We start from the raw sequence: 16,203 nt of genomic DNA, 5'->3' as shown, positions 1-16,203 counted from the left end.
TTTAAGGGACGGTGAAGCCGGAACTGCGCTTGCTGCACATCCGGAACTGGAACGATTGCAGCTGGCTGCCTTAAGGCGAAATTCACTCTGGCCAGCGGCAGGCGGGTTTGCCCGATCGAATTAACTCTCCCGAAAGAGCTCGGATCTCATGGTCATTGGGTCAAGCACAACGCCGAACGAGGCGATCCCACCCCAGATGGAGTTTTGTTCATGAAGAACCTGATTGCGCGTTTCGCGAAAGATGAATCCGGCGCCACCGCCATCGAATACGGCCTGATCGCCGCCGGCATCGCGCTGGCCATCATCACCGTCGTCAACAATCTCGGCACCACGCTGAACGCCAAGTTCACCTCGATCAGCAGCTCGCTGAAGTAAGCGATCGACGAACGACGGCAAAAGCCCCGGGCCTCCGGGGCCTTTGTTTTTCAGACGGCGAGTTCCAGTGGCGTTGAGCAAGTACAGAACCGATGCCGCGGTCGCGGCAAACGCGGCGGAGGCCGCGCAGACCGGCTCGCCGGCTTACTGGGTCTGCCTGGCCCTGCTGCTTGCGACCGTCGCGCTCGCCGCACGCATCGCCTCCCTCTGGTGAGCACGCCTTCGGCTGGCTCCGCCCATCGAAACGGCTGCCGCCGTTTTCGGTTTGTTTAGCACTGCCGGCTAGAATCCGGCGACGCCAGCTCCGCGGCAAACCCAGGCCTCAAGACGCAACCCATGATCCTCGACCTTGCGCGCCTTCTGCTCTTCCCTGCCCTGATGGCGTTTGCCGCCGCGAGCGATCTCTTCACGATGACGATCTCTAACCGCGTATCGCTGGCGCTGGTCGCCGGCTTTTTCGCGCTCGCTCTCGCCGGTGGCATGGCACCTTACGAGATGCTGAGCCATGTCGGCTCAGGTGCGCTCGTCCTGGTCGTGGCTTTCACCTGTTTTGCGATGGGCTGGGTCGGCGGTGGCGATGCCAAGGTCGCGGCCTCCGTCGCACTCTGGTTCGGGTTCGCACAGCTGATGAACTTCCTGCTCTACGCCTCGCTGTTCGGCGGGGCGCTGACGCTGCTCCTGCTCCAGTTCCGGCAGTGGCCGCTGCCTTATGGGCTGGCGGGCCAGGCCTGGCTCGCGCGGCTGCACGCCAAGGAGAGCGGCATTCCCTACGGCATCGCGCTCGCAATGAGTGCGCTGATGGTCTACCCGGAGACCGAATGGGTGAAGGCGATCGACCTCGCTCACCTCGCATTGCGCTGAACGCATCGGGTCAACCCGGCGTTAAGGCGATTTAGATACGCCTCATTAACCATGCTTTGACGAATAGCTGGTCAACTGCCGATTACGGCGGCGTCAGCGTCGCGGCGTTTGTTGGAAAGTGAAGCGTATGAATAGGGCACGCATTGTCGTCCTGACGGTCGCCATCTGCGCCGGCGGTGTCGCCGCGTATCTGGCGAGCGGCTCGGACAATTCTGCGCCGCCTCCGGCTCCGGTCGCGCAGCTTCCCACCGTCGACGTCCTGGTCGCCAAGAACGACATCGGCCTCGGCCAGACCGTCAAGCCGGAAGACGTGCAATGGCAGACCTGGCCGTCCGCGACCGCCAGCACCACCTTCATCCGCCGCAACGAGCGCCCCGAGGGGGTAACCCAGGTCACCGGCTCGATCGCACGATCTCCCTTCATCCAGGGTGAGCCGATCCGCGACCAGAAGCTGGTCAAGGCCGAAGGCTCCGGCTTCATGGCGGCAATCCTGCCCACCGGCATGCGGGCGATTTCGACCGAGATCTCGCCGGAAACCGGCGCAGGCGGCTTCATCCTCCCCAACGACCGCGTTGACGTGCTTCTGACGCGCCGTCTCAAGAATCCGGACCAGAGCAGCGGCGCCCCTGATGTGATCACGTCCGAGATCATCCTGGCCAATATCCGCGTCCTGGCCATCGACCAGGCGCCGAAGGAGAAGGACGGGCAGAACGCGGTGGTCGGCAAGACCGTCACCCTCGAGCTCAATCCTGCGCAGACTGCGACGCTCTCCTCCGCACGCCAGAGCGGCACGCTGTCGCTGGCGTTGCGCAGCATCGTCGACGTCAAGCTCAGCGAGATCACGCTCGATGATTCCGCGCAGAAGCGCGATGGCATTTCGATCATTCGGTACGGTATCCCAAGCTCGACGGCGAAGGCACGATGAGGACTGTCGATATGAAATGCAGGGCGAACTTGGCGACGATGCGAACCTCTGTGGTCCGCGCCCTGTCGTTTTCGGCCACCGTCGCGCTCGCGCTCAACCCGGTGCTGACCCCTGTGGTTGCCGCCGACTATCGCCCTGTGGCGCAGGCTGCGGCCGACGGTCAGATGAACGCGCGATTCCTCTCGCTCGGCATCGGCAAGTCGATCGTGATCGACCTTCCGCGTGACATCAAGGACGTGCTCGTCGCCGATCCCAAGATCGCCAATGCGGTCGTCCGCTCGGCGCAGCGCGCCTACATCATCGGCGCCGCGATCGGCCAGACCAACATCGTGTTCTTCGATTCCGCCGGCCAGCAGATTGCGGCCTATGACATCGCCGTCAAGCGCGACCTCAACGGCGTGCGGGCCGCGCTGAAGCAGGTCCTGCCGAACTCAGACATCCAGATCGACGGGCTAGGCGACGGCATCATCCTGACCGGCTCGGCCGCGAATCCCGCCGAAGCCCAGCAGGCCAACGACCTCGCCGTGCGCCTCGCGGGCGGCCCCGAGAAGGTCGTGAACTCGATCGTGGTCCGCGGCCGCGACCAGGTCATGCTCAAGGTGACCGTCGCCGAAGTGCAGCGCAGCATCATCAAGCAGCTCGGAATCGACCTCACCGCCAACCTCAGCTACGGCACCTCGGTCGTCAGCTTCAGCAACTCCAATCCGTTCACGGCTCTCGGCAAGAACCTCGTCGACGGCAACAACCTGACCACCAAGTTCGGCGGGGCCCCGTCGGTGCAGGCCACCCTGCGTGCGATGGAAACCGCGGGTGTGATCCGAACGCTGGCCGAACCGAATCTGACCGCGATCTCCGGTGAATCGGCAACATTCATCGCCGGCGGTGAATTCCCGGTGCCTGCCGGCTACGCGTGCGACCCTACCACGCACGTTTGTACTACCCAGATCAGCTTCAAAAAGTTCGGCATCTCGCTCAACTTCACCCCCGTCGTTCTCACCGAGGGAAAGATCAGCCTGCGGGTGATGACCGAGGTCTCTGAGCTCTCCAACGAAAACGCGATCACGCTGTCCCAGGCCGTGACCTCGACCTCGGTCAACTCGCTCACGGTGCCCTCGATCAAGACCCGCCGCGCAGAAACCTCCCTGGAAATTCCCTCCGGAGGTGCGATGGCTATGGCCGGCCTGATCCAGCAGCAGACCAAGCAGGCCGTCAGCGGACTGCCGGGCCTGATGCAGCTCCCGGTCCTCGGCACGCTGTTCCGCAGCCGCGACTTCGTCAACAACGCGACCGAGCTGGTCGTGATCGTGACGCCCTATATCGTTCGCGCAGTTGCGCAAAAGGATCTGTCGCGGCCGGATGATGGCTTCTCCGCGCCTGCGGATCCGCAGGCCGAACTGCTCGGCAACATCAACCGCATCTACGGCGTGCCCGGCCGGACCGAACCGGCCAAGAACTACCGCGGCACCTACGGCTTCATCACCGATTGAGGCGGAACGGGGACTTCATGAAGATCACTAGACCACCCCAGATTCGCAGGCGCGCCATCCACCTCGGCGGCGCGCTCGTCGGCATGGCGCTCGCCCTTGGCGGCTGCCAGCATGACGAAGCGGTCACCGCCTCCATTCCCGACAACTACAAGCAGCGCCATCCGATCGCCATCGAGGAGCAGAATCGCTCCATCGTCGTCTTCGTCGGCCATGCCCGCGGCGGCTTGACCGCCGCCCAGCGCGCCGACGTGATGGGCGTCGCGTCGGCCTGGATGCACGAAGGCACCGGCGCGATCCAGATCGACGTGCCGTCCGGCACGCCCAACGCGCGTCCGGTCGCGGACACCATGCGTGAAATCCAGGCGATCCTGTCAGCGGCAGGCGTTCCGCCGCGCGGCGTCAGCGCCCGTTCTTACCAGCCGGAAGACAAGCGCTTCCTGCCGCCGATCCGGCTCACCTATTCCAAGATCGCCGCGGTCGCGGGTCCCTGCGGCCTGTGGCCGGAAGACATCGGCCCTTCGATGAAGAACAAGAGCTGGTTCGAGAACAAGGAATATTACAATTACGGCTGCGCTTATCAGCGCAACCTCGCGGCGATGGTCGACAATCCGTCAGATCTCGAGCAGCCGCGGCCCGAAACGCCGTCCTACACGCCGCGGCGCACCGCCGCGTTCGAGAAGTATCGCAAGGGAATGCCGACGGCGGTCGCCTATCCTGAGGCCGACAAGGCCAAACTCAGCGACACCGGCAAATGATCAGCTACGCTCGCCAGCCCCAAGAAGAGCAGTCCGAGGCATCGCTCCCGCCGGCCGAGGAGCATATTGCGCCTGCGCCCCGCGTTTCCGTCCAGGCTTTCTGCGAGACCGTGGAAACGGCCGCTGCCGTGCAGTCGGCCGGCGAAGATCGCCGTCTCGGCAAGGCCCATCTGAAGATCCAGATGGGCGGTATGGCGGCTGCGGTCGAAGCCTACCGCTCGGCACCCACGCCGAACGTGATCGTGCTCGAAAGCGACGGCCGCAACGACCTCCTGGGCGGGCTCGATCATCTCGCAACCGTCTGTGACGCCGGCACCCGCGTGGTCGTGATCGGCCGCATCAACGACGTCATGCTCTACCGCGAGCTGGTGCGCCGCGGCGTCAGCGACTACGTGCTCGCGCCGGTCGGCGCGATCGACGTCGTGCGCTCGATCTGCAACCTGTTCTCGGCGCCGGAAGCCAAGGCCGTCGGCCGTATCATCGCCGTGGTCGGCGCCAAGGGCGGCGTCGGCGCGTCAACCATCTCCCACAACGTCGCCTGGGCGATCGCCCGCGATCTCGCGATGGATGCGGTCGTCGCCGACCTCGACCTCGCCTTCGGCACTGCTGGGCTCGACTATAACCAGGATCCGCCGCAGGGTATTGCCGACGCCGTGTTCTCGCCCGATCGCGTCGATACCGCCTTCATCGACCGCCTGCTGTCGAAATGCACCGACCACCTCAGCCTGCTGGCGGCGCCGGCGACGCTCGACCGGGTCTATGATTTCGGCGCCGACGCCTTCGATGCCGTGTTCGACACGCTGCGCTCCACCATGCCCTGCATCGTGCTCGACGTTCCGCACCAATGGTCGGGCTGGACAAAACGCGCCCTGATCGGAGCGGACGACATCCTGATCGTGGCGGCACCCGACCTCGCCAATTTGCGCAACACCAAGAACCTGTTCGATCTCCTGAAGGCCGCGCGCCCGAACGACCGTCCGCCGCTCTATTGCCTGAACCAGGTCGGCGTGCCGAAACGGCCCGAAATCGCCGCGGCGGAGTTCGCCAAGGCGATCGAGAGCCAGCCAGTCGTCTCGATCCCGTTCGAGCCGCAGATCTTCGGCTCGGCGGCCAATAACGGCCAGATGATCGCGGAGATCTCGGCCAATCACAAATCAATCGAGATGTTCCTTCAGATCGCCCAGCGCCTGACCGGCCGCAGCGAAACGAAAAAGCAAAAGTCGTCCCTGCTTTCACCCCTGATTGAGAAGTTGCGGGGAAAATAGGTCGCCGCATGGAGTTTTTAAGTGTTCGGTAAGCGTAGCGGAACAGACACCGACCCTCGGGCCTCGAAGCCCGGTGCCGTGTCGTCAGAGCCTGCCCAGGCTTCGGCGCCCGCTGTGTCGCGCGTGCCGCCGCCGCCGGCCGTCACCTCTCCGCCGCTTGCCCCGGCGAAGCCTGCGCCGACCATGGAAGCCCGCCGCTCGGACAATTATTACGAGGTCAAGGCGACCATTTTCGGCGCGTTGATCGAGGCCATCGACCTCGCCCAGCTCGCCAAGCTCGATTCGGAGTCCGCGCGCGAGGAAATCCGGGACATCGTCAACGAGATCATCGCGATCAAGAACATCGTGATGTCGATCGCCGAGCAGGAAGAGCTGCTCGACGACATCTGCAATGACGTCCTCGGCTACGGTCCGCTGGAGCCGCTGTTGTCGCGCGACGACATTGCCGACATCATGGTCAACGGCGCCGACACTGTCTACATCGAGGTCGCCGGCAAGATCCAACGCACCGGTATCCGCTTCCGCGACAACCAGCAGCTCCTCAACATCTGCCAGCGTATCGTCAGCCAGGTCGGCCGGCGCGTCGATGAATCCTCGCCGATCTGCGACGCGCGCCTGGCCGATGGCTCCCGCGTCAACGCCATCGTGCCCCCGCTGTCGATCGACGGCCCCACGCTCACCATCCGCAAGTTCAAGAAGGACAAGCTGACGCTCGATCAGCTCGTCAAGTTCGGCGCAATCTCGCCGGAGGGCGCGGAAATCCTCCAGATCATCGGCCGCGTCCGCTGCAACGTGCTGATCTCCGGCGGTACCGGCTCGGGCAAAACCACGTTGCTCAACTGCCTGACCAACTACATCGAGCACGACGAGCGTGTCATCACCTGCGAAGACGCCGCCGAACTCCAGCTCCAGCAACCGCACGTGGTCCGACTGGAAACCCGCCCGCCCAACATCGAGGGCGAGGGCCAGGTCACCATGCGCGAGCTGGTACGCAACTGCCTGCGTATGCGTCCCGAGCGGATCATCGTCGGCGAAGTCCGCGGACCCGAAGCGTTCGACCTGCTCCAGGCCATGAACACCGGCCATGACGGCTCGATGGGCACGCTGCACGCCAACAATCCTCGCGAGGCGCTATCGCGCTGCGAATCGATGATCACGATGGGCGGCTTCTCCCTGCCTTCACGCACCATCCGCGAGATGATCTGCGCCTCGATCGACGTCATCGTCCAGGCCGCGCGCCTGCGCGACGGTTCGCGCCGCATCACCCACATCACCGAGGTGATGGGCATGGAAGGCGACACCATCATCACCCAGGACGTCTTCCTCTACGACATGGTCGGCGAGGACGCCAACGGCAAGATCATCGGCCGGCATCGGTCGACCGGAATCGGCCGTCCGAAGTTCTGGGAACGCGCCCGCTATTACGGCGAAGAGAAGCGCCTTGCCGCGGCGCTCGACGCCGCAGAAGTGGCGCCCACGACGTGAGCAGGTCAGCGCAGCCATGAACATGCAAGTCCTTGCCCTCGCCTTCCTTGCCACCGCCGCCGTCGGCGGCCTCGCCTGGGTCTTCCTTTATCCTATGCTCTCCGGAGAACGGAAGGCCGAGAGCCGCCGCGCCTCGATCTCGCGGGCAGAGGCGCCCACGGCCCGCGCGGCCGAGAAGACGCAGCGCTCGCGCCGCGAGCAGGTCGAAACTTCGCTCAAGGATCTCGAGGCGCGGCGCCAGCAGGAGAAGAGCGTACCGCTCAGTGTTCGCCTGTCGCAGGCCGGCCTCGACTGGGCGCCGCAGAAATTCTGGATCGTGTCCGCCGTCGTGGCGGGCGTGCTGTTCGCACTCGCCTTGTTCATCGGCGGCGGCCTGCTCGGTGCCGCCGGACTCGCTTTTGCCGGCGGCTTCGGTCTGCCACGCTGGGCGCTGGGCTTCCTGAAGAGGCGCCGCGAAGCCAAATTCCTGAAGGCGCTGCCCGACGCGGTCGACGTGATCGTCCGCGGCATCAAGGCGGGCCTGCCGCTGTTCGAATCGATCAAGGTCGTCGCCGCCGACGCGCCAGAGCCGCTACGCTCGGAGTTTCTGTCCATCATCGAAACGCAGGCGATCGGCATGCCGCTCGGCGAGGCCTGCACGCGACTTTACGATCGGATGCCGCTGCCCGAGGCCAATTTCTTCGGCATCGTCATCTCGATCCAGCAGAAATCGGGCGGCAACCTCTCCGAAGCACTCGGCAACCTCTCCAAGGTGCTGCGCGACCGCAAGAAGATGAAAGAGAAGATCCAGGCGATGTCGATGGAAGCCAAGGCCTCGGCCGGCATCATCGGCTCGCTGCCGCCGATCGTGATGTTCCTCGTCTATCTCACAACGCCGGGATACATCTCGATGCTTTGGACTCATCCCACCGGCCAGCTCATGCTGGTCGGCTGCGTCGTCTGGATGTCGATTGGCATCATGGTGATGAAGAAGATGATCAATTTCGACTTCTGATGGTGCCTTATGGTAGAGTTCCTCGTTGCGAAACTTCACGACGTCCACTTCATGACGATGCTGCTGGCCGCCGTTGCCGCCAGCGCCACAGTCTATACGCTGGTGATGCCGCTGTTCGCTGGCGAAGGCCTTTCCAAGCGCATGAAGGCGGTAGCGAACGAACGTGAGCGCATCCGGCAGCGCGAGCGCGAGCGCCTCCACAAGAGCGAAAAAGTCTCGCTGCGCCAGACGCCGAAGCAGCTCGTCTCGAAGGTCGTCGATGACTTCAACCTGACCAAATGGCTCGCGCAGGAAGCTGCGCGGGACAAGCTCATCATGGCGGGCTATCGGGGCCAGGCGCCCTACATCACCTTCCTGTTTGCCCGCCTGGTTGCCCCGATCGTGCTGTTCGTCGGTTCGGTCGTCTACGTGTTCCTGATCGCGCATATGCAGCAGTCGATGCCGATCAAGATCGGCATCTGCGTCGGCGCGGCCTATCTCGGACTCCAAGCGCCGATGCTGTTCCTCAGGAACGCGATCTCCAAGCGCCAACTCTCGATCAAGCGCGCCTTTCCCGACGCGCTCGACTTGCTCCTGATTTGCATCGAATCCGGCATGTCGATCGAGATGGCGTTCCGGAAGGTCGCGGTCGAAATCGTGGGCCAATCGATCGCGCTGTCGGAGGAGTTCACCCTGACCACGGCCGAGCTGTCCTATTTGCAGGATCGCAAGGTCGCCTACGAGAACCTCGCGCGGCGCACCGGGCTCGAGGGCGTCAAGTCGGTATGTCTCGCGCTCCAGCAGGCGGAGCGTTACGGCACCCCGCTCGGCCAATCCTTGCGGGTGATGGCGCAGGAAAACCGCGACATGCGCATGAACGAGGCCGAGAAAAAGGCCGCGGCACTGCCGCCGAAGCTGACGGTACCAATGATCCTGTTCTTCCTGCCGGTGCTGTTCGTCGTCATTCTCGGACCGACGGGCATCAAGGTCACCGAGATGCAATGACGTTAGACGCGGACCGCGCAAGGTCCGCGGCTGCCTTCAAGATTGGACGATCACGTCTGATCAGTCGGGCTGGCCGAGCGAGGCGACCGGAGTCCGCTTCGGCGCCCCCCGCTTGACGTCGCTGCGGGTCAGCATTTCCTTGAGATAGGCGACATTGGCCGCAGCCTGGTCCGGCGGCAGGTCCGCCTTCACGATGGTCTCCGCTTCGGCGAAGCGGCCCTGGAGACCGACGACCAGACCGAGATTTTGCCGCACCCGCGCGTTTGCGCGCGGCGAGGCATAGGCTTGCCGCAGCGCGTCTTCGGCCTTCGGCAGATCTCGCGACAACATGTAGGACAGGCCGAGATTGGAGAGCACGCCGGGATCGCCAGGCGCAATCTTGAGCGCGCTCGCGTAATAGGAACGCGCTTCCTCGTGACGGCCCATCTGATCGAGCGCGGTCCCCTGCACCGAGAGCAGCCGCCAATCCGGGTTGTCGGGCGAATGCGCCTTCGTCAGCACGTCGAAGGCTTGCTGGAAATTGCCGTTGTCGGAGAGCGCGCGGCCGTATTGGGCCATCAGCGCCCTGTTGCCGGGATTGGCGATGGTCGCCTGCTCGAGCACGGCGGCGGCCTGGGCGTGCTGGCCGTTGGCGCGCAGGGCCTGGCCGTAGGCGAGCGCCGCGTCGGCGTCCTTGGGATTGGCACGATAGCGCTCGCCATAGACTTCGGCAGCGCGCGCGGGATCGGTGGGAGCGGCTTCCGCCCGCGACCCGACCGAGCCCGTGACGTCGGAGAGTTTCGACATTGCCGTGCAGCCGCCGAGGCCCATGGCCACCGCCGCGACCAGCGAGGTGGACGCAAGAAGCCGGGCAAGACTGAGCCGTCCAAGATTGAGCCGTCCAAGACTGAACCGTTCAAGACCGAACCGTTGACGCATGACGCTTTGACTCTCGAGCCGATTGATCGAGCCGAACACGCCAGCAATAGACTGTTAACCCTAACGGCCGGTTAATTCCCTGCCGCGTCCCTCACCGCGGCGCCTGCGGCGGCACCTCGCCGCCGAGGCCCAGATCGAGGCCCAGCGCCTTCACCTGCTCGTTCAGGTCTCGCAGCAATTGCAGTCGTTGCCGCGTTTCGATCTCGACATCGATGCCCGGCCGCGCCACCCTCGGCAATTCGCGCCGAAGATCGTCACGATTGACCAGACGCCTCGCGCGGAGCTCGTCGAGCTGAACGTCGTCGATGCCGAGCACATTTGCAGATTGCTCGACCAACCGACGCAGCAGCGATGTCACCACGGCCACTGCGTCGAGGTCATGCTTGCGTGCGGATCTCGAGAACTTGCTGTCGAGATCGGCCCAGGCGTGAGAGGTCACGAGATAGACGTGGAGCAAATCAGCCCAATCCACCTCGCCGTCGGCATAGAAGGCGCGGCGCAACAGGAGCCGGCGGGCGAATGCCGCGACCCGATCCCGTTTCAGCGTCGTGCATGCGTCGATCTCGATGCCCGACTGGACGGCCGGATCTCGGGAAAACTCGCGCCCGGCCGGCAGCCTGACGACGCCGTGCGGCAGGTTGGAATCGAGCGGCCTGAAGACACCATCCTTGCGCGGACGTGAGTAGCGGGCGATCGCGAAGCGATACTCGGTGCGGTCGCCATGGGACATCGGGCCGAAATGGATGACGTTGAAGCCGGCATCGTCACCGGCCTGCCCGGTCGATGATGGACAGGACAGGACGTAGATCGTGCGCCAGAATGCTTCATCGCTCTCACTCGACGTAGCGCGCGGATCGGGAATCGAATAGCGCGTCAAGCCTTCGACATGCCGGTGTCCGTGCAGAACCAGATCGACGTTGAGCGATGTCGCCGCTTCGAGGAAGGTCGCGGGCGCGGCGAGATACATCAGCGGCTCGTCGGGCACGCCGAGAAACCGCTTTCCTTCTCCGGTCGCCTGCGGCAGTGGATGATGGTGCAGCGCCAGCACGCGCACCAGGTTTTCAACCGGCTCGGCATAATCGGCGCGGCCGCCCGACCCGAGGCTGCCCGCGAGTTCGACGCTCAGCCGCGAGGAATCCGAGACCAGGGCGTGATAGGCGCTCTGGTCGACGTTGCCGCTCGCGAGCGTCGTGAGGCTCGCGCGGTTCGAATCCAGCAGCAGCAGATCGAGACCGGCCTGACGGTAGTAGACGCTCTTCGAGGTCCGCGGCAAATGCAGGTAATCATAGACGTCGTGGCGGCCTGCACGCTGGCTCGGGCGCTTGACGTCGTGATTGCCGGCAATTGCCTGAATGTCGGTGAACAGCCCGGTCTGCCGGAAGGACGTAATGACGGCGAGCGCTTCGTCGAGCGCAGGCGGCGTCGGGTCGTCGACGATATCGCCGGTGATCAACAGGATGCGATCGGGAACATCCGCGAAGTCCGCCATCCTCTCGCGAATTGCGGCATTGAGCGTCTCGATCGTCGCAAGCAGCCGACCAGACCCGTCCAGATGCAGGTCGGAAATCTGTACGATGACGAACGATCTATCCATTTTGCGTCGCTTATTTGCGAATGCCGCGCCGCGCAAACGATAAGAGAAATGCCTTCGACGATCAGGTTCCGTTCGGTATCAGCCCGAGCCATGATGAGCCGGGGTAAGTAGCGACCGCATGCCTCGTTGTTGCGCTCGCCACGTGCAGAACCGCACGACACAATCTAAAATATTGGCCAATAATGCCACAACCGCAGCGCTAGTAAAGCCCTGCGGCCGCTCGCGTGAACGGCGGTCCTCGGCATGAGATACGGGGCCCGCCCGATGGTGGTTTCGTTCACCAGATCAATATTCGATGGCGAGCCGCTTGCGGATTTCGTCAATGCGCTTGTCCAGTGCATCGAACCGCGCGTGAACGGAGCGGTCGTGGAGATAGAAGACGTAACCACCGGCGAGGAACGCGAATATCCAATGATGATGCTCGACATAGCCAAAAATCGCCTCGACCGCCTGGCCGATGAATGTGACCACGCTCCACACAAATTCCATTGCATTTCCTCCCGGCCGGCTTTGTCGTCGGCCGCCGGAGATCTCCGCACCTGACGGCCCGTTGCCGGAACCTAGCATGGCCCCCTTGCTGCGAGTAGCGGATCGCTCAACGATGGCAGCAAAGCTGATTGCAGCGGCGGCGAAACTCTGCGAAATCTCGTCCGTTCGTATGACCCGCTCGATCTGACGATCCGGACCCGCCAATGCCTTCTGTCTTCGAGACGTCGCCTACCGCCATTCCGATCACCTTCGTCACCAAGTCGAGCTGGGATCAGGTCGCCGAGCGGCTACCGGCGGCGCAACGCCAGTTCGCCACTGCGAGCGCCTTTACCGCAAAGCCGGGCGGCTATCTCGCGCTGCCCGCGCCCGATGGCGCGATCGCGCAAGTGCTGTTCGGGCTCGAGGACGAAGGTGCAACATCGCTCGACCTGTTCCGACCGGGCGCCCTGCCCGGCCTGCTGCCGCCGGGCGTCTATCGCTTCGCCAATGCACCGCACGATGCACGGCTCGCCGCACTCGCCTTCGCACTCGGCAGCTACCGCTTTGCCCGGTACCGCAAGGCGGATCGCCCCGACGTCCGTCTCGTGCCACCCGACGGCGTCGACGCGACCGAGATCAACCGCATGGCGGACGCCGCAATGCTGGCGCGCGACCTCATCAACACGCCGGCCAACGACATGGGGCCGGAGGAGCTTGCCGCAGCCGCGCAGGATCTCGCCGCCGAATTCGGTGCAAGCTTTGCCTGCACCATCGGTGATGAGCTGAAGACGAATTTTCCGCTGATCCACGCCGTCGGCATGGCCTCAGACCGCGCGCCGCGGCTGATCGACATCGGCTGGGGCGACCCGGCGCATCCCAAGGTGACGCTGGTCGGCAAGGGCGTCTGCTTCGACACCGGCGGGCTCGACCTGAAGCCTTCGAGCGGCATGCTGATCATGAAGAAGGACATGGGGGGCGCCGCCAACGTGCTGGCGCTGGCGCGCATGGTGATGGATGCGAAGCTGAAGGTGCGGCTGCGCGTACTGATTCCGGCCGTGGAGAACGCGGTGGCGGGCAATGCCTTCCGCCCGCTCGACATCTTCACCTCGCGCAAGGGCATCACGGTCGAGATCGGCAATACGGACGCGGAGGGACGGCTGGTGCTCGCCGACGCGCTGGCGCTGGCGGACGAGGAAAAGCCGGACCTGCTGATCGATCTCGGCACGCTGACGGGAGCGGCACGCGTCGCGCTGGGGCCGGATTTGCCGCCGTTTTACACCAACGATGAGATGCTTGCCGCCGACGTCGCACGATGCGCGGTGAAGGAGAACGATCCGCTGTGGCGCATGCCGCTGTGGCCGCCTTACGATGCGTGGCTGGACTCCAAGACCGCCACCATCACCAACGCACCATCAGGCGGCTTTGCCGGCTCGATCATCTGCGCACTGTTCCTGCAACGCTTCGTCGAACACGCCAGGAGCTGGCTGCATGTCGACATCTATGGCTGGACACCGTCGGCGAAGCCCGCACGCCCCGAGGGCGGCGAATGCCAGGCCGCGCGCGCGATCTACACATTGTTGAGCGAGCGTTATGCGTGATCCTGGGCGAGATCCAAGGCTGACACCCGCGCGCGGCGACCTCGCCGCAAAATACCTCGAAGGCAAGGTGCAGGCGGATCGTTTCGTCACGGGCGAGGAATTCGAGACAGTCGAGGCGATCGCGCCCGTGCGCGAACAGCCGTCGTCGAACGCAATGCTGATGACACAAGCGTTGCGCGGCGAGCGCGTCACGGTCTACGACCGCAACGGCGAAGGCTGGGCGTGGGGTCAGCTCTCCAGTGACGGCTATGTCGGATGGCTGCCGGATGCAGCGCTGATGAAGCCCTCGGCCGCCCCGACCCATATGGTCAGCGCGCTACGAACCTTTGCCTTCCCCGGTCCCGCGATCAAGCTGCCGCCCGTAGACACCCTGGTGATGGGATCGAAGATCGCGGTTGCACGCGAGGACGGCAGCTTCGCCGTGACGCACGACGGACACTATCTGCCCAAGACCCATCTCGTCCCGCTCGGTCATCGCGAGCCGGATTTCGTCGCCGTCGCCGAGCGTTTCGTCGGCACGCCCTATCTCTGGGGTGGCAAGAGCAGCCTTGGCGTCGATTGCTCCGGCCTCGTCCAGATCTCGCTGACATCGGCGGGCATCGGCTGCCCACGCGACAGCGACATGCAGCAGGCCGGCCTCGGCCGCGCGCTGGAGCCGCATGAGCAGAGCAAGCCACAACGCGGCGATCTCATCTTCTGGAAGGGGCATGTCGCGATCGTCCGCGATGGCGGCACCATGGTTCACGCCAATGCGCATCACATGGCAACGGTGATCGAGCCGATCGAGCCGGCCATCGCACGGATCAAGCAAGCCGGCAGCGAGGTCACCGCGATCAAGCGGCTCTGACGGACGCTACGTCGCCGCCGAACCGTTCCCGGCCGTCTCCAGCCGGAACGCCGCCGCAAACAGCGCGCGCGTGTAATCCGTCTTCGGATTCTTGAAGAGCTCGGCGGCCTGGCCTTCCTCGACCACCTTGCCGCCACGCATCACGATCAGATGGCTCGCGAGCGAGGCGACGACGCGTAGGTCGTGCGAGATGAACATGTAAGTGAGATCGCGACGGCGCTGCAATTCACGTAGCAGATCGACCATCTGCGCCTGAATCAGCATATCGAGCGCACTGGTCGGCTCGTCCAGCACGACGAAATCCGGCTCCAGCACCACCGCCCGCGCGATGCTGATGCGCTGGCGCTGGCCGCCGGAGAATTCGTGCGGATAACGGTTGCGGGTATCCGGCTTCAATCCGACGTCCTCGAGCGCCTTGACGACGCGCTCCTCACGCTCGCCGCGCGAGAGCTGCGGCTGATGCACGGTGAGGCCTTCCGCGACGATGTCGGCGACCGACATGCGCGGGCTGAGCGAGCCGAACGGATCCTGAAACACGATCTGCATGTCGCGCCGGAACGGCCGCATCTCCTTGAAGCGGAGACCCTGGATATCTTTTCCCAGGAACACGATACGTCCGTTCGAGGAGATCAGCCGCAGCAATGCGAGCCCCAGCGTGGTCTTGCCCGAGCCGGACTCGCCGACGACGCCGAGCGTCTCGCCTTTGCGCACGGCGATGCTGACGCCGTCCACCGCCTTGATGTGGCCGACCGTCTTGCGCATCAACCCGCGCTTGATCGGAAACCAGACTTTCAGATCGTCGGCCGACATCACCACCGGCGCATCTGGCTGCGGCGGCGCGGGATCCGGCTTCGGCTCCGCGGCGAGCAGGTCGCGCGTATAGGGATGCTTCGGGCTCTTGAAGACCTGCCCGACCGGCCCCTGCTCCACGATCTCGCCGCCCTTCATGACGCAGACCTGGTCGGCGATGCGGCGCACGATGCCGAGATCGTGGGTGATGAAGAGCAGGCTCATGCCGAGCCGGCCGCGGATCTCTGCGAGCAGCGTCAGGATTTGCGCCTGCACGGTGACGTCGAGCGCCGTGGTCGGCTCGTCCGCGATCAGCAGGTCCGGCTCGTTGGCGAGCGCCATCGCGATCATCACGCGCTGGCGCTGGCCGCCGGAGAGCTGGTGCGGATAGCTCTTCAGCCGCGTTTCTGGCTCGGGAATGCCAACCTGCGTCAGCAATTCCAGCGTCCGCCTGCGCGCCTCGGCATTGCTGGTCGGATTGTGCAGCTGGATGATCTCGCCGATCTGCGCCTCGATCGTGTGCAGTGGGTTGAGCGAGGTCATCGGCTCCTGGAAGATGATCGAGATGTCGCTGCCGCGAATCTCCCGCATCTCCTGCTCCGACCGGTCGATCAGTTCCTGGCCCTTGAAGTGGATGCTGCCCGAAGGATGCGAGGCGTTCGGATATGGCAACAGCTTGAGAATCGAGAGCGCGCTGACCGACTTGCCGGAGCCGGACTCGCCGACCAGCGCCAGGCACTCGCCGCGCCTGATCTGGAACGAGACCTTGTCGACCGCGAGCGTGGTGGCGCCGCCCTGGTGGAAAGCCACCGAGAGGTCGCGCACGCTGAGCAGAGGCTGGTTGATCGCGTCCATTGG

The 16,203-nt window shown here is 64.5% G+C and carries 16 protein-coding genes; 12 read left to right on the top strand and 4 right to left on the bottom strand.

Features of this window, described 5'->3' with window-relative positions; all coding sequences use genetic code 11:
* The first annotated feature begins 210 nt into the window (after positions 1-210).
* The 10 genes from N551_RS0130835 to N551_RS0130790 all read left to right on the top strand — a co-directional run bounded on the left by N551_RS0130835 (position 211) and on the right by N551_RS0130790 (position 9,131).
* Positions 211-375: a Flp family type IVb pilin gene (locus N551_RS0130835; protein WP_007599783.1), complete on the top strand. Its 165-nt coding sequence runs from the start codon at positions 211-213 to the stop codon at positions 373-375.
* 73 nt (positions 376-448) lie between these two features.
* Complete coding sequence (locus tag N551_RS39110; RefSeq protein ID WP_197031224.1) at positions 449-589, top strand: hypothetical protein; 141 nt, start codon at positions 449-451, stop codon at positions 587-589.
* Between the two features lie 122 nt (positions 590-711).
* Positions 712-1,236 carry a prepilin peptidase gene (locus N551_RS0130825; RefSeq protein ID WP_027570202.1) on the top strand — a complete coding sequence of 175 codons (525 nt, stop codon included), beginning with the start codon at positions 712-714 and terminating at the stop codon, positions 1,234-1,236.
* Positions 1,237-1,363: 127 nt separating this feature from the next.
* Positions 1,364-2,161 carry a Flp pilus assembly protein CpaB gene (gene cpaB / locus N551_RS0130820; protein ID WP_027570201.1) on the top strand — a complete coding sequence of 266 codons (798 nt, stop codon included), beginning with the start codon at positions 1,364-1,366 and terminating at the stop codon, positions 2,159-2,161.
* Between the two features lie 11 nt (positions 2,162-2,172).
* Positions 2,173-3,648 (top strand): type II and III secretion system protein family protein, encoded by a 1,476-nt coding sequence (locus N551_RS0130815; protein ID WP_027570200.1) that lies wholly within the window; start codon positions 2,173-2,175, stop codon positions 3,646-3,648.
* Between the two features lie 17 nt (positions 3,649-3,665).
* On the top strand, positions 3,666-4,403 hold the full coding sequence (locus N551_RS0130810; protein WP_027570199.1) for a CpaD family pilus assembly protein: 738 nt from the start codon (positions 3,666-3,668) through the stop codon (positions 4,401-4,403).
* Complete coding sequence (locus tag N551_RS0130805; protein WP_027570198.1) at positions 4,400-5,668, top strand: AAA family ATPase; 1,269 nt, start codon at positions 4,400-4,402, stop codon at positions 5,666-5,668. Before N551_RS0130810 ends, N551_RS0130805 begins: the two co-directional genes overlap by 4 nt.
* A 21-nt stretch (positions 5,669-5,689) precedes the next feature.
* Entirely contained in the window at positions 5,690-7,153 is a 1,464-nt protein-coding gene (locus N551_RS0130800; protein WP_027570197.1) for a CpaF family protein, read from the top strand.
* Positions 7,154-7,169: 16 nt separating this feature from the next.
* Entirely contained in the window at positions 7,170-8,147 is a 978-nt protein-coding gene (locus N551_RS0130795; protein ID WP_027570196.1) for a type II secretion system F family protein, read from the top strand.
* A 9-nt stretch (positions 8,148-8,156) separates the two neighbouring features.
* On the top strand, positions 8,157-9,131 hold the full coding sequence (locus N551_RS0130790) for a type II secretion system F family protein (protein WP_027570195.1): 975 nt from the start codon (positions 8,157-8,159) through the stop codon (positions 9,129-9,131).
* A 60-nt stretch (positions 9,132-9,191) separates the two neighbouring features.
* On the opposite strand, the gene N551_RS0130785 is transcribed toward N551_RS0130790, so the two are convergent.
* The 3 genes from N551_RS0130785 to N551_RS39800 all read right to left on the bottom strand — a co-directional run bounded on the left by N551_RS0130785 (position 9,192) and on the right by N551_RS39800 (position 12,132).
* Complete coding sequence (locus N551_RS0130785) at positions 9,192-10,049, bottom strand: tetratricopeptide repeat protein (protein WP_051462989.1); 858 nt, start codon at positions 10,047-10,049, stop codon at positions 9,192-9,194.
* A 91-nt stretch (positions 10,050-10,140) separates the two neighbouring features.
* On the bottom strand, positions 10,141-11,643 hold the full coding sequence (locus N551_RS0130780) for a metallophosphoesterase (RefSeq protein WP_027570193.1): 1,503 nt from the start codon (positions 11,641-11,643) through the stop codon (positions 10,141-10,143).
* 285 nt (positions 11,644-11,928) lie between these two features.
* Positions 11,929-12,132 carry a hypothetical protein gene (locus tag N551_RS39800; protein ID WP_018454690.1) on the bottom strand — a complete coding sequence of 68 codons (204 nt, stop codon included), beginning with the start codon at positions 12,130-12,132 and terminating at the stop codon, positions 11,929-11,931.
* A gap of 203 nt (positions 12,133-12,335) precedes the next feature.
* Here N551_RS39800 and N551_RS0130770 point away from each other — a divergent pair, with 203 nt between their 5' ends.
* Entirely contained in the window at positions 12,336-13,709 is a 1,374-nt protein-coding gene (locus N551_RS0130770) for a M17 family metallopeptidase (protein ID WP_027570192.1), read from the top strand.
* Positions 13,702-14,556: a C40 family peptidase gene (locus tag N551_RS0130765; RefSeq protein WP_027570191.1), complete on the top strand. Its 855-nt coding sequence runs from the start codon at positions 13,702-13,704 to the stop codon at positions 14,554-14,556. The genes N551_RS0130770 and N551_RS0130765 overlap by 8 nt, the downstream gene beginning before the upstream one ends.
* Before the next feature lie 6 nt (positions 14,557-14,562).
* On the opposite strand, the gene N551_RS0130760 is transcribed toward N551_RS0130765, so the two are convergent.
* Entirely contained in the window at positions 14,563-16,200 is a 1,638-nt protein-coding gene (locus tag N551_RS0130760) for an ABC transporter ATP-binding protein (RefSeq protein WP_027570190.1), read from the bottom strand.
* Positions 16,201-16,203: the final 3 nt, after the last annotated feature.

Origin of the sequence: Bradyrhizobium sp. URHA0013, from assembly GCF_000518345.1 — a bacterium.
Classification (GTDB): domain Bacteria; phylum Pseudomonadota; class Alphaproteobacteria; order Rhizobiales; family Xanthobacteraceae; genus Bradyrhizobium.
The sequence above is the reverse complement of the archived record's forward strand: the minus strand, read 5'-3'. Positions and strand labels throughout refer to the sequence as shown.